Annotated in this window: 12 protein-coding genes and 1 tRNA gene; 9 read left to right on the top strand and 4 right to left on the bottom strand. The window is 69.1% G+C overall.

The genetic code is table 11. From position 1 onward, the window contains the following. Window positions 1–127 precede the first annotated feature (127 nt). The 4 genes from ASF88_RS16435 (at window position 128) to ASF88_RS16420 (ending at window position 4,617) form a co-directional block, all read left to right on the top strand. Window positions 128–1,450, top strand: a complete 1,323-nt coding sequence (locus tag ASF88_RS16435; RefSeq protein ID WP_055921231.1) for an ABC transporter substrate-binding protein — start codon at window positions 128–130, stop codon at window positions 1,448–1,450. A gap of 91 nt (window positions 1,451–1,541) precedes the next feature. Continuing rightward, a complete protein-coding gene (locus ASF88_RS16430) occupies window positions 1,542–2,480 on the top strand; it encodes a carbohydrate ABC transporter permease (protein WP_055921228.1) in 939 nt (312 codons plus the stop codon). Continuing rightward, window positions 2,480–3,373, top strand: a complete 894-nt coding sequence (locus ASF88_RS16425; RefSeq protein WP_055921225.1) for a carbohydrate ABC transporter permease — start codon at window positions 2,480–2,482, stop codon at window positions 3,371–3,373. The genes ASF88_RS16430 and ASF88_RS16425 overlap by 1 nt, the downstream gene beginning before the upstream one ends. Before the next feature lie 17 nt (window positions 3,374–3,390). Further along, window positions 3,391–4,617: a family 1 glycosylhydrolase gene (locus tag ASF88_RS16420; RefSeq protein ID WP_055921222.1), complete on the top strand. Its 1,227-nt coding sequence runs from the start codon at window positions 3,391–3,393 to the stop codon at window positions 4,615–4,617. A gap of 26 nt (window positions 4,618–4,643) precedes the next feature. Here ASF88_RS16420 and ASF88_RS16415 read toward each other — a convergent pair whose 3' ends face one another. After that, window positions 4,644–5,075 carry a VOC family protein gene (locus ASF88_RS16415; RefSeq protein WP_055921219.1) on the bottom strand — a complete coding sequence of 144 codons (432 nt, stop codon included), beginning with the start codon at window positions 5,073–5,075 and terminating at the stop codon, window positions 4,644–4,646. Between the two features lie 152 nt (window positions 5,076–5,227). On the opposite strand from ASF88_RS16415, the gene ASF88_RS16410 reads away from it, so the two are divergent. Then, on the top strand, window positions 5,228–6,238 hold the full coding sequence (locus tag ASF88_RS16410) for an aldo/keto reductase family protein (RefSeq protein WP_055921216.1): 1,011 nt from the start codon (window positions 5,228–5,230) through the stop codon (window positions 6,236–6,238). 84 nt (window positions 6,239–6,322) lie between these two features. Here the strand turns inward: ASF88_RS16410 and prpB are convergent, their stop codons facing one another. From prpB to ASF88_RS16395, 3 genes are read right to left on the bottom strand one after another with little or no spacing between them, the layout of a single operon-like run. Next, entirely contained in the window at window positions 6,323–7,228 is a 906-nt protein-coding gene (gene prpB, locus ASF88_RS16405; RefSeq protein WP_055921213.1) for a methylisocitrate lyase, read from the bottom strand. After that, window positions 7,228–8,781, bottom strand: a complete 1,554-nt coding sequence (locus ASF88_RS16400; protein WP_055921210.1) for an MmgE/PrpD family protein — start codon at window positions 8,779–8,781, stop codon at window positions 7,228–7,230. The genes prpB and ASF88_RS16400 overlap by 1 nt, the downstream gene beginning before the upstream one ends. Beyond that, window positions 8,778–9,446 carry a GntR family transcriptional regulator gene (locus ASF88_RS16395; RefSeq protein WP_055921207.1) on the bottom strand — a complete coding sequence of 223 codons (669 nt, stop codon included), beginning with the start codon at window positions 9,444–9,446 and terminating at the stop codon, window positions 8,778–8,780. The genes ASF88_RS16400 and ASF88_RS16395 overlap by 4 nt, the downstream gene beginning before the upstream one ends. Before the next feature lie 200 nt (window positions 9,447–9,646). On the opposite strand from ASF88_RS16395, the gene ASF88_RS16390 reads away from it, so the two are divergent. The 4 genes from ASF88_RS16390 to ASF88_RS16375 all read left to right on the top strand — a co-directional run bounded on the left by ASF88_RS16390 (window position 9,647) and on the right by ASF88_RS16375 (window position 13,498). Beyond that, entirely contained in the window at window positions 9,647–11,281 is a 1,635-nt protein-coding gene (locus tag ASF88_RS16390; protein WP_082519035.1) for a Re/Si-specific NAD(P)(+) transhydrogenase subunit alpha, read from the top strand. Further along, complete coding sequence (pntB, locus tag ASF88_RS16385) at window positions 11,278–12,669, top strand: Re/Si-specific NAD(P)(+) transhydrogenase subunit beta (protein ID WP_055921204.1); 1,392 nt, start codon at window positions 11,278–11,280, stop codon at window positions 12,667–12,669. Before ASF88_RS16390 ends, pntB begins: the two co-directional genes overlap by 4 nt. Before the next feature lie 31 nt (window positions 12,670–12,700). Further along, window positions 12,701–13,339 (top strand): DUF2510 domain-containing protein, encoded by a 639-nt coding sequence (locus ASF88_RS16380; RefSeq protein ID WP_055921201.1) that lies wholly within the window; start codon window positions 12,701–12,703, stop codon window positions 13,337–13,339. Between the two features lie 70 nt (window positions 13,340–13,409). Continuing rightward, window positions 13,410–13,498 (top strand) — tRNA-Ser (locus tag ASF88_RS16375). Window positions 13,499–13,562 lie beyond the last annotated feature (64 nt).

The following is a 13,562-nucleotide window of genomic DNA, read 5'->3' as shown; positions in this document are numbered from 1 at the left end:
GACAGCGCTCCTTCGGTCAACGTTTACCATCGCACATGAGGTGCCACTTGTTCAACGATTACCGGTCGTGTATAACTTGATACCACATTCCCCGTTCAACGTTGAACGTCGCTTCGAAGGAGAAGACATGCACTCACGTTCCCGCCGGGCCGGACGCCCGGCGCTCGCAGCAGTCACGGCGACCGTCGCAGCTGTGGCGCTGGCGCTGACCGGTTGCGCCGGCCAGGGGTCCGGCGGCAGCAAAGCCAACACCGACCAGAGCGGAAAGATCACCCTCAGCTTCTGGAACGGCAACACCGGACCGGACGGCCCCGCGATGCAGAAGGTGGTCGACGCCTTCAACGCCTCGCAGTCGAAGGTCGTGGTCAAGAACGTCACCATGCCGTGGGACACCCTGTACCAGAAGCTCCTGACCGGGGCGACCTCCAAGGGCGGCCCCGACATCGTCGCGCTCGACTTCTCGCGGGTCCCCGCCTACGCCTCGCAGGGCCTGTTCCAGCCGATCGACGACTACTACACCGGAGGCGCGCACGACTCGGGCAAGCTGCCCAAGACCGCGGTGGAGGCGTCGAAGTACGACGGCAAGAACTACGGCGTCCCGGTCGATATCGCGACCACGATGATGTACTACAACAAGGCGCTGTTCACGAAGGCCGGGCTCGACCCGAACAAGCCGCCGACGACGTGGGACGAGTTCGCCGCGATGGTCCCGAAGCTGACGACCACGCCGGCCGGCGCCTCCAAGCCCGACCAGTACGCGATCGCCCTCGCCGACCACGAGACCGTCGACATGTACCCGCCGTTCCTCTGGAACGCCGGCGGCGACATCGTCTCGAGCGACAACAAGAAGTCGGAGCTCGACTCAGCGGCCAGCCTCAAGGCCCTGAACTTCTGGGTGGACCTCGTCAAGGACAAGCAGGCCTCCCCGATCGGGCTCTCGGGCGCCGACGCCGACAAGCTCTTCGCCACCGGCAAGGCCGCCATCGAGATCAACGGCCCGTGGGCCACGACCGGCTACAAGCAGGCGGGCATCGACTTCGGCGTGGCCCGCCCGTTCGCCGGCCCGTCGGGCAACGCCATCCTGGCCGACGTGGAGACCATGGCCCTGCCTGCCAAGGACGACAAGGCGACCAAGGAGGCCGCCTACCAGTTCATGCAGTACTGGACGACCGAGAAGTCGCAGAAGACCTGGTCGGAGGGATCCGGCTTCGCCCCGCTCGAGCCGGAGGTCGGCGCGCAGATCACCGACAACCCGTACCCGGCGATCTTCGGATCGAAGGACGTCGTCGACGACTCGCGGATCCTCCTGCCCGGCCTCCAGTCCGGCTCGTCGATCGTGCAGGACATCTTCTATCCGTCGCTGCAGAAGGCGCTGAATGGCCAGGGGTCGGTCGACGACGTCTTCAAGGCGGCGTCGCAGCAGGTGCAGGCCAAGCTCGACCAGAAGTAGCCCGCACGGGCGGGGTCCGCGCACACGGACCCCGCCCGCCTCCTCGACCCGGCCCGCCTACTCGGCCGCGCTCGCCCAAACGAAAGGCACCATGACCACATCGACTCCGGTCGCCGCGAAGCCGAAGGCGGCTCGCGCGCCCCGCGGCTTCCTGCGCGGGCGGCGACGCACCGCGCTCACGGCCTGGCTGTTCCTGGCGCCGTCCCTCCTCGCGCTGCTCCTGTTCACCGTCTATCCGATGGTCCAGGCGGCGTACCTCTCGTTCACGAACTACAACCTGATCCGCGCCGCGCAGTGGGTGGGCCTGGCGAACTACCAGGAGCTCTTCGGCGACCCGGCGTTCTGGAACGCGTTCTGGAACACCGTGGAGTACGCGGTGGTCGTCACGCCCGTGACGGTCGTTCTCGCGCTGGCCCTCGCGGTGTTCCTCGACCGCGCCTTCCGCGGGCGCTCGTTCGTGCGCACCGCCATCTTCCTGCCGTTCATCGTTTCGCTCGGGATCATCGCCATCGCCTGGTCGTTCCTGCTCGACCCGAACATCGGGCTGATCTCGTACTGGCTCTCGAGCGTCGGCATCGTCTCCAAGCAGGGTCTGCTCTCCGACCCCACGTGGGCGCTCCCGGCCGTGATGTTCGTCGGGGTGTGGAAGAACGTCGGCTTCTACATGGTGATCTACCTCGCCGGACTCCAGTCGGTGCCGCTCGAGCTGCACGAGGCCGCCCGGCTCGATGGCGCGGGCGTCTGGCAGCGCTTCCGCAACGTGACCCTCCCGCTGCTGTCGAACCAGACGATGCTCGTGTCGGTGATGGCCCTGATCGCGTCGCTGCAGGCGTTCGACCAGATCTACGTGATGACCCACGGCGGGCCGTTCTTCCGCACGGAGACGCTGGTCATGCTGATCTACCGCGAGGGCTTCCAGGAGCTGCGGTTCGGCTACGGCGCCGCGATCTCGTGGGTGCTGCTCGTGTTCGTCTTCCTTCTTTCCATGATCCAGTACGGCTTCTTCCAGCGCCGGCAAGTGAGGTACTGATGACCGCCACCCTCGAACGTCCCACCGCGACCGCGGCCCCGTCGGTGCGTCGCCGGCGCCGGCCGCACTACACGAGCACGCGCAGCCTCCTGCGCTGGCTGACCACCATCGCCGGCATCGTCATCGCGCTCGCCATGCTGCTGCCGATCATCTGGATGACGTTCACCGCGTTCAAGCCGGAGGCCGACATCGTCACCTTCCCGCCTACGCTGTGGCCGCGCGAGTTCACGCTGCAGCACTTCGTCGACGTGTGGAACCGCATCCCGTTTGCGCATCTCTACCTCAACACGATCGTGTTCGCCGGGTCGGTGACGGTGATCTCGCTGTTCTTCGACTCGATGGCCGCGTACGCGCTGGCCCGGCTCGAGTTCCGCGGCCGCAACGTCGTGCTCGTGCTGGTGCTGATCCTGCTCATGCTGCCGTTCCAGGTGACGCTCATCCCGCTGTACGACATGCTCAACGGGATCGGGCTCACCAACAGCCTGCCGGGCATGATCATCCCGCGCGTGACCAACGCGTTCGGCATCTTCTTCCTGCGGCAGTTCTTCCTCTCGCTGCCGAAAGACCTGGAGGAGGCCGCGCGCGTCGACGGTGCGGGGGAGTGGCGCATCTACTGGCGGGTCATCATGCCGCTCGCCAAGCCCGCCCTCCTGACGCTGGGGCTGTTCCACTTCCAGTACAACTGGAACGACCTCCTCTGGCCGCTCATCATGTCCTCCGACCTCGACAACGCGACGCTCCCCGCCGGCCTCGCCCTGTTCATGGGCCAGCACGTCGTCGAGTACGGCCTGCTGATGGCCGGGTCGCTGCTCGCGCTGCTTCCCGTCGTCATCTTCTTCCTCGTCATCCAGCGGAGTTTCGTCGCGGGCATCGCGACGACCGGACTCAAATAGCCTCCCGAAAGGACCCCATGACCACCCACTGGCTCCGCGACGAGCGCCTCCACTTCGGCGTCGGCATCGAGGACACCTTCGTGCCCCAGCAGGGCATCGGCCGCCGGCCGATCGACGAGTACGAGCTGATGCAGCATTACGAGAACTGGCGGGAGGACCTCGACCTCGCGGTGGAGGCCGGCGCCGAGTTCATCCGCTGGGGCATCCCCTGGTACCTCGTCGAGCCGCGTCCGGGCGAGTTCGACTGGCGCTGGCTCGACGAGGTCAGCGCCCACATGCAGAGCATCGGGCTGCGCTGCGTCGTCGACCTGATGCACTACGGCACCCCGCTCTGGCTCGACAACCAGTTCGTCAACGCGGCCTACCCCGAGCGCGTCGCGTCGTACGCGCGCGCGGTCGCTGAACGGTACGCCGGCCTCTGGGACGACTTCACCCCGCTCAACGAGCCGGTCATCAACGCGATCTACTGCGGGGAGGACGGTACGTGGCCTCCCTACCTCACCGGGGACGACGGCTTCTCGAAGGTCATCGTCGCCCTCGCGAAGGGCATGGTGCGCACCCAGCAGGAGATCGCCGCGGTCAACCCGTCGGCGCGCTTCGTGCACGTCGACGCGGGCTTCCGCTGGGAGGGCGACGACCTCCCGCTGGGCCGCGAGGTGCTCGAGGAGCGCCGGTTCATCTCGCTCGATCTGATCACCGGGCGGGTCGTGCCCGGCCACCCGATGCACGCCTACCTCGCCGGCAACGGCATCCGCGAGGACGACCTGGCCTGGTTCGCGGACAACGCGGTGACGCCCGATTACGTCGGCGTCAACTACTACCCTGGCTTCACGACGGTGCGGTACCGGCCGGACGGCGCCACCGAACCGGTGGAGGCCGGCACCGCGGGCCTCCGCGACCTCATCGAGCTCTACTGGAACCGCTACGGACTGCCGATCGTGGTCACCGAGACCTCCCGCGGCGGCTCGGTGGAGTCGCGGCTCGCGTGGCTCGGCGAGTCGCTCGAGGAGGTCGAGCGGCTGCGCGCCGAGGGCGTGCCGGTGCTGGGCTACACCTGGTTCCCGTTCTTCACGCTCGTCGACTGGCTGTACCGCCACGACGCCAAGCCGGCCGACGACTGGTTCGTGCACATGGGCCTGGTGGATGTCGTGCGCGGCGCCGACCGGCGGCTCGCCCGGGTGCGCACCGAGGTGTTCGCGGCGTTCCAGGAGCGGGTGCGGGAGGGCGCGGCGGTTCGCACCTGAACTTCGTCACGGTCGACGCCGCCGCCTCACTGGAGGCAGAACTCGTTGCCCTCCGGGTCGCGCATCATGATCGCGAACTCGTCGTAGGGACCCCACTTGCCGTCGAGCACCTTCTCGACGGTGGCGCCGAGCGCGACCAGCCGGTCGCGCTCGGCCTCCACCTCCTCGCGGGTGGCGTGGCGGTCGCTCGACGGGCTGATGTCGAGGTGCATGCGGTTGCGCTGCCGCTTCTCGTGGTCGTACCGCGCGAAGTAGAAGCGCTGGTGGGAGGGATCCTCGTCCCACGCGACCGCACGGGCGGCGAGATCGTCCTCGGTCAGGCCGGCGGCGCGCAGCTCGGCCTCCTCCTCGGGCGTCAGCCACTCGGGCTCGGGATACCCCATGACGGCGGCCCAGAACCGGGCGAGCGCCGCGGGATCGTGGGCGTGGAAGGTGACGTTGGCGATCCGTGCGGTCATGGTGGGGAGTCTAGGCCGCGCGCCGCCCGGTCGCCGGGGGTGCCACCGCATTCAGCATCGATACCACTGAATCCCAGAACCTCCCACTGTTGGATTTGCTGAATCAGGATGCCTAGCATCGAGCCTGACGACCCGTCACGAAAGGAACGACAGTGCAGTTCAGGTACCTGGGAAACTCCGGCTTCAAGATCTCCGAGATCACCTACGGAAACTGGCTGACCCACGGCTCGCAGATCGAGAACGACACCGCGGCCGCGTGCGTCCGTGCTGCGCTCGATGCCGGGATCACCACCTTCGACACCGCCGACGTCTACGCCAACACCGCGGCCGAGACCGTGCTCGGCGAGGCGCTGAAGGGCGAGCGCCGGCAGTCGCTCGAGATCTTCACCAAGGTGTTCGGGCCGACCGGGCCCAAGGGCCACAACGACGTCGGGCTCTCGCGCAAGCACATCATGGAGTCGATCGACGGCTCGCTCTCGCGGCTGCAGACCGACTACGTCGACCTCTACCAGGCGCACCGCTTCGACTTCGAGACCCCGCTCGAGGAGACGATGCAGGCGTTCGCCGACATCGTGCGCCAGGGCAAGGCCCTCTACATCGGCGTGAGCGAGTGGACGGCCGACCAGCTGCGCGCCGGCGCCGCGCTCGCGAAGGAGCTCAACTTCCAGCTGATCTCGAACCAGCCCGAGTACTCGGCGCTGTGGCGCGTCATCGAGGCGGAGGTCGTCCCGACCTCCAAAGAGCTCGGCATCTCGCAGATCGTCTGGTCGCCGGTGGCGCAGGGCGTGCTGAGCGGCAAGTACCTCCCGGGCGCGCCGCTGCCCGAGGGCAGCCGCGCCACCGACGAGAAGGGCGGCGCCGGCGCTGTGAAGCGCTGGCTGTCCGACGACGTGCTCACGCGCGTGCAGCAGCTGACCCCGATCGCTCAGGAGATCGGCCTCACCCCGGCGCAGCTCGCCGTCGCGTGGGTGCTGCAGAACGACAACGTCGCGACCGCGATCATCGGCGCCTCCCGGCCGGAGCAGGTCGTGGAGAACGTGAAGGCCTCCGGCGTCACCATTCCCGCCGAGCTGCTCGGCCGGATCGACGAGGTTCTCGGCGGCGCCGTCGAGCGCGACGCGAGCCACACCGCCACCCGGTCGCCGCAGACCCGCGAGGCCTGACGGAACACCGAAGGGCACGCAGACGCCGCTAAATCCTGGTTTTGGAGGCGTTTACGTGCCCTTCGGCGGTGAAGACGCAGCGCGTCAGCGGCCGGTCGGCACCTCGAAGTCGAACACGTTGGTGTCGAACGCGGTGTAGCCCGAATAGTCGAGCAGCTCGTAGAGCCGGGCCCTGGTCTGCATTCCGGGCACCTCCGCCTTCAGCGAGCCGTCGCGCACCAGGGTGTCGAGGCCGCGCTCGGCCGCGCCCATCGCGATGCGCAGCAGCGACACCGGGTGGATGACGATGTTGATCCCCGCGCTCGCGAGCTGCGCGGCCGAGAAGAGCTCGCTCTTGCCGAACTCGGTCATGTTGGCGAGCACCGGCACGTCGACCGCGTTGCGCACAGCCTCGAACTCGGAGAGGTCGGCCATGGCCTCCGGAAAGATCGCGTCGGCGCCGGCATCCACGAGCGCCTTCGCGCGGTCGACGGCGGCCTGCAGCCCCTCCACCGCGCGCACGTCGGTGCGCGCCATGATCAGCAGGTTCGGGTCGCGGCGGGCGTCGACCGCGGCGCGGATGCGCTTGGTCGCGGTGTCGAGCCCGACGACGGCCTTTCCGTCGAGGTGGCCGCAGCGCTTGGGGTTCACCTGGTCCTCGATGTGGAGGCCGGCGACGCCCGCGTCCTCCAGCTCCTGCACCGTGCGGGCCACGTTCATGGGCTCGCCGAAGCCGGTGTCGGCGTCGATCAGCGTCGGGAGGTCGGTCATCCGGCTGATCTGCCGACCGCGACCGGCGACCTCCGTCAGGGTCGTGAGCCCGATGTCCGGCAGCCCCAGGTCGGCGGCGATGACGGCGCCGGAGATGTAGACGCCCTCGAAGCCCTTCTCCTGGATGAGGCGCGCGCTCAGCGGGTTGAACGCGCCGGGGAAGCGCAGCAGCTCTCCGGACGCCAGCCGAGCCCGGAACGCGGCCCGCTTCTCGTGAGCGGGAACAGAGGAGTACAGCATCAGAACAGTCCCTTCGGCGCGGCCGGCAGCGTGCCGGCCGGAGCGGTGATGGTGAGGCCGCCGAGCTCCTCCGCGGTCAGCTCGGGGAGGCGCTGCGCGAGATCGAGGAAGCGCTCGATCTCCGCCTCGTCGAGCACGCCGGCGGCCAGCGACCGGAACTTGGCGACGTAGTCGGCGCGGGCGAACGGCCGCGCGCCGAGCGGGTGGGCGTCGGCGACGGCGATCTCATCGGTGATGACGCGGCCGTCGGCGAGGGTGATCTCCACCCGGCCGCCGAACGCCTTGTCGACGGGATCGATCGAGTGGTAGCGGCGGGTCCACTCCGGGTCCTCGGTCGTCGTGACCTTGCCCCACAGGGCGACGGTGTCCGGGCGCGCGGCGCGCGACGGGAGGTACGACTTCACGTGGTGCCAGCCGCCGTCCTGCAGAGCCACGGTGAAGATGTACGGGATGCTGTGGTCCAGCGTCTCGCGCGAGGCGGTCGGGTCGTACTTCTGGGGGTCGTTGGCGCCCGACCCGATCACGTAGTGGGTGTGGTGCGAGGTGTGGATGACGATGCTCTCGACGCGCTCGGGGTCGCCGACCTCCGGGTGCTCCGCGTGGAGCTTGCGCGCGAGATCGATCCACGCCTGCGCCTGGTACTCGGCCGAGTGCTCCTTGGTGTACGAGTCGAGGATCGCCCGCTTGGCCTCCCCGGCCTCCGGCAGCGGCACTTCGTACGAGGCGGTCGGGCCGTCGAGCAGCCAGGCGATCACGCCGTCCTCGCCCTCGTAGATCGGGGTCGGCGAGGTCTCGCCGCGCATCGCCCGGTCGACGGCCTCCACCGCCATCTTGCCGGCGAACGCGGGGGCGTGCGCCTTCCAGCTGGAGATCTCGCCCTTGCGCGACTGCCGGGTCGCGGTGGTGGTGTGGAGGGCCTGGCCGACGGCCTGGAAGATCGTCTCGGTGTCCAGGCCGAGCAGAGTGCCGATGCCGGCGGCGGCGGACGGCCCGAGGTGGGCGACGTGGTCGATCTTGTGCGCGTGCAGGCTGATCGCCTTCGCCAGGTCGATCTGGATCTCGTACCCGGTCGCGATGCCCCGGATGAGGTCGTGCCCGGTGCGGCCGGCGTGCTGGGCGACCGCGAGGATCGGCGGGATGTTGTCGCCGGGATGGGAGTACTCGGCGGCAAGGAACGTGTCGTGGAAGTCCAGCTCCCGCACCGCGACGCCGTTCGCCCAGGCCGCCCACTCGGGGCTCACCCGCACGGCCTGCGGCTCGCCGAAGACGGTCGCACCGTGCTGCGGGTGCTCGGCCGCGGACACGATCTCCTCCAGCTGCGCCGTCGGCAGCGGGTGGGCCAGCGCCTGCGAGCGCGCGGAGACCACGGGCTTGCGGCTGAGGGAGGCCGCGGCGACGGCCGCGTTGTCGATGACACGGTTGATCACCATGTCGACGACCTCGGGGGAGACCTCAACGGGGTCGGTCGCCACCTCGGCGATCTTGCATGCGAGCTGGTCTTCGCGGGCGAGGTTCTCGTCGCTGCGGTGGACGCGGACGTTGTGGGTTCTCACGGGGTCTCCTTGATCGAGGTGAGTCGTTCTGCCGACGCCAGCACGCTCTGCAGGCTGCGGTAGAGATGGACGCGGGTGGCGGAGGCGGCGAGCTCGGCGTCGCCGTCGACGATGGCCTCCACGATGAGCAGGTGCTCCTGGGCTGCAGCCCTCAGGCGGGCGGGGTCGTCGCGCGAGACCCGCCGGAGGCGCGCGAGATGCGGCCGGAGGTTGCGGAGCGCTGCGACGAGGTAGGGGTTGGCGGCCGCTTCGTCGATCGCCCGGTCGAGGTCGTCGACGAGGGCGTAGTAGCGGGCGTGGGAGGGGTCGCCGTCGTCGAGGAGGTCGGCCGCGGCGCGGAAGCGGTCGCGGAGGACGAGGAAGGCGGCGGGTTCGCGGTTCCTCGCCGCCGCGCGCGCCGCCTCCTGCTCCAGCGCGCGCCGCAGCTGGAACAGCTGCTCGACGGACTCGACCGAGACGGTCGTGACGACGAGGCCGCGGCCGCCCTGCGCGGCGACCAGGCCGTCCGCGGTCAGTCGTGCCAGGGCCTCCCGCACCGGTGTGCGCGAGACGCCCAGCCGCTCGGACTGCTCGACTTCCTGCAGCACCGTGCCCGGCTGGAGGCGCCACTCGACGATGTCCTCGCGCAGCGACACGTACGCGCGATCGCTCGCTTTCGCTTCCATGGCGTGCCTCCTGTGTATACACAATGGTACACAGGGTGCCTGTGCGTGGTGTCAATCGCTACTTATGTATACGCACGCCCATTGCGCCCGCACGCAGATTAGTGACGAATCACGACATTCGTGCCACGAATCCGCGGATTCGTCACGAATGTCGCCGACGCCCGCCTGGTAGGGTCCAGATCAAAAGGCAGGGAGGCCAGGTGTCGACAGTCGGCATCGTCGCTGAACGTCCGGGTGAAGCCCGCGTCTCGTCCAGCCCGAGTTCCGTGAAGAAGCTCGTCTCCCTGGGCTACGACGTCGTCGTGGAGCGCGGGGCCGGCGTGCGCGCCGCGTTCACCGACGAGGCCTTCGCCGCAGCGGGCGCCCGCATCGTCGGTCGAGACGAGGCGTGGGCGGCCGACATCGTGCTGAAGGTCGCGCCTCCCGTCGAGGACGAGATCGCACTGCTCGCCGACGGCGCCACGCTCATCGCGATTCTCAGCCCGGGGCTCCGGCCCGACCTCCTGGCCGCCCTCTCGCAGCGGGGGATCACGGCGCTCGCGCTCGACGCCGTGCCGCGCATCTCGCGCGCGCAGTCGATGGACGTGCTGAGCTCGATGGCCAACATCTCCGGCTACCGCGCGGTCGTGGAGGCCGCCCACGAGTTCGGCCGCTTCTTCACCGGTCAGGTCACCGCGGCCGGCAAGGTGCCGCCCGCGAAGGTGCTCGTCGCCGGCGCAGGGGTCGCCGGGCTCGCTGCGATCGGCGCGGCCTCCAGCATGGGTGCGATCGTCCGCGCCACCGACCCGAGGCCGGAGGTCGCCGACCAGGTGCGCTCGATCGGCGGCGAGTACCTGGCGGTGGAGGTCGCCGGCGACGAGAAGAGCATGCAGTCCGCCGACGGCTACGCCAAACAGACCAGCGATGCGTACGACCGTCGCGCCGCCGAGATCTACTCCGAGCAGGCGAGGGAGGTCGACATCGTCATCACGACCGCCCTCATCCCCGGCCGCCCGGCGCCCAAACTGCTGACCGCGGAGGACGTCGCCAGCATGCGGCCGGGATCGGTGATCGTCGACATGGCCGCGGCCCAGGGCGGCAACGTCGCCGGATCGGTCGCGGGCGAGCGGGTGGTGACCGACGGCGGTGTGATCATCCTCGGTTACACGGACCTCCCGTCGCGGCTGCCGACCCAGTCGTCGCAGCTGTACGGGAACAACCTGGTCAGCCTCCTCACCTTGCTGACCCCGCACAAGGACGGCCGACTGACGCTCGACTTCGACGACGTCGTGCAGCGCTCGGTGACCGTGGTGCGCGATGGGCGGACGACGTGGCCGCCGCCTCCGGTGCAGGTGTCTGCGGCCCCTGCCGCTGCGGCGCCAGCCGCCGGCCCCTCCACCGTCGCGGCGCCCGCGCCCAAGGAACCGTGGCTGACGCCGACGCGCAAGGCCGTGCTCACCGCGGTCGGGCTGGCGGCGCTGTTCCTGCTGACGGCGTTCTCGCCCGACCCGATCCCGCGGCACTTCACCGTGCTCGTGCTCGCGACCGTGATCGGGTTCTACGTGATCGGCAACGTGCACCACGCCCTGCACACGCCTCTGATGAGCGTGACCAACGCCATCTCGGGCATCATCGTCGTCGGCGCGATCGTGCAGATCACCACGCCCGACCTCACCGTGCAGGTGCTGGCCGCGGTCGCCGTGCTCGTGGCCTCCATCAACATCTTCGGAGGCTTCGCCGTGACGCGGAGGATGCTCGCGATGTTCTCGCGGAGCGACGGCGGCGGGCCGGGCGGGTCCGGCGGCCCGGGCGGCCCGAAGTCGAGCGCGGCCGGCCGGGGCGGAGCCCGCCGGTGACCGCGGTCGCCGTGGCGAACGCCGCGTATCTCGTCGCCGCGGTCCTCTTCATCCTCAGCCTCGCTGGTCTCTCCCGTCACGAGACCTCCCGAGGCGGTGTGCTCTACGGCATCGCCGGCATGGTCATCGCGCTGGCGGCGACGATCTGGCTCACCGCCGAGAACGCGCTCGCGCCGTTCGGCCTGCTGCTGATGGCGATCGCCCTGCTGATCGGAGCGACCATCGGGCTGTGGCGGGCACGCGTCGTGCAGATGACCGGGATGCCGCAGCTGATCGCACTGCTGCACAGCTTCGTCGGCCTCGCCGCGGTGCTCGTCGGCTGGAACGGCTACCTCTCGCACCCGCACCTCCACGGCGCGCTCGCCGGAGTGCACAGCGCCGAGGTGGTCATCGGCATCTTCATCGGCGCCGTGACGTTCACGGGGTCGATCGTCGCCTACCTGAAGCTGTCGGCGCGGATCTCGTCCAAGCCGCTGGTACTGCCCGGCAAGAACGTGCTCAACGTCGGCGCCCTTGTCGTGTTCGTGGCGCTCGCCGCCTGGTACGTCGTGACGCCCGAGTTGTGGCTGCTCGCCGTCGTCACCCTCGTCGCCCTCGGGCTCGGCGTGCACCTGGTGGCGTCGATCGGCGGAGGCGACATGCCCGTCGTCGTCTCGATGCTCAACAGCTACTCGGGGTGGGCGGCCGCGGCCTCCGGGTTCCTGCTCGACAACGACCTCCTGATCGTCACGGGCGCGCTCGTCGGCTCGTCGGGCGCCTACCTGTCGTACATCATGTGCAAGGCGATGAACCGGTCGTTCCTTTCTGTGATCGCGGGAGGCTTCGGCATCGAGGCGCCCACGGCCTCCGGAGCCGAGGAGCAGGGCGAGTACCAGGAGGTCACGGCCGAGCAGACCGCCGACCTGCTCAAGAACGCCACCTCGGTGGTCATCACGCCGGGTTACGGGATGGCCGTCGCGCAAGCGCAGTACCCCGTCGCCGAGCTCGTGAAGAAGCTGCGCGAGAGCGGCGTGGAGGTCCGGTTCGGCATCCACCCTGTCGCCGGCCGCCTCCCCGGCCACATGAACGTGCTGCTGGCCGAGGCGCGCGTGCCGTACGACATCGTGCTCGAGATGGACGAGATCAACGACGACCTGTCGCGCACGGACGTAGTCCTTGTCATCGGCGCGAACGACACCGTCAACCCGGCCGCAGCCGAGGACCCGGGCAGCCCGATCGCCGGCATGCCGGTGCTGCGGGTGTGGGAGGCCAGCCAGGTCGTGGTGTTCAAGCGGTCGATGGCCGCCGGGTACGCGGGTGTGCCGAATCCTCTGTTCTACCGGGAGAACACACGCATGCTGTTCGGCGACGCGCGGCAGGCCGTGGACGAGATATTGGGGTACTTCTAGAAGTGTCGACTTCGATCGCAGTGGAGGCAGCATGACCGACCCGAGCATCCGTCCAGCGGCCGGCTGGTATCCCGACCCGTACCGGGAGGCGCCTTTGCGCTGGTGGGACGGGACGCAGTGGACCGGCCAGGTCGGCGGTCACGCGCCGGGCGTTGCCGGCGTGGCCGCGCGCCGTCCGCTGCCGCAGGAGACGCCGGTCTACACGGTGTGGATCTGGCTGGTGGTGCTGCTCCCGTTGGTGAGCGTGCTGTTGCTGCTCGTGACCAACCCGTTCAGCGGGTACGTGCACTTCATGCAGAGCCTGGAGACCTCCGCCCGCCCGTCGGCCCAAGACATGCTGGAGATCTACAACCCGGCGTTCCTCATCGATTCGCTGGTGGGCTGGCTCATCTACGCCGCGACGATCGTGTTCTCCTGGCTCGACTACCGCGAGTTGGGCCGCCGTGGAGTCGAGCGCCCGTTCCACTGGGCATGGTCGTTCTTGTCGAGCGCCGTGTACGTGATCGGCCGCGGAGTCATCGTGCGCCGTGTCGCGCCGCACCGCGGCCTCGTGCCGATCTGGGTGATGATCGCTGTGGTCGGCATCAGCCTGATCGTCAGCGGAACGCTCGTCGCCGGACTGATGGCGTCGATCATCAACAACCTCCCGGCCCCGGGCGTCGGAGCCTGAGAACCCCGTGTCCGGTCGGGCGCGGAACGTCCGTTATGATGGCAGTCGTGCGTCCGCCCGCGGGCGCTCAGGAGACGTCGCATAGTCAGGCCTAGTGCACCACCCTGCTAAGGTGGAGTCCCCGTAAGGGGACCGAGGGTTCAAATCCCTCCGTCTCCGCCGATAAATATGCTGGTCAAAGCCTAGTTTTGGCGATCAAATTAGCTATCCCCCACAGAAACCC

The sequence above is a fragment of the Leifsonia sp. Leaf336 genome, assembly GCF_001423695.1.
In the GTDB taxonomy this organism is placed as follows: Bacteria; Actinomycetota; Actinomycetes; order Actinomycetales; family Microbacteriaceae; genus Leifsonia.
Note: the sequence above shows the minus strand (reverse complement) of the source record. Positions and strands in the feature narration are given on the sequence as shown.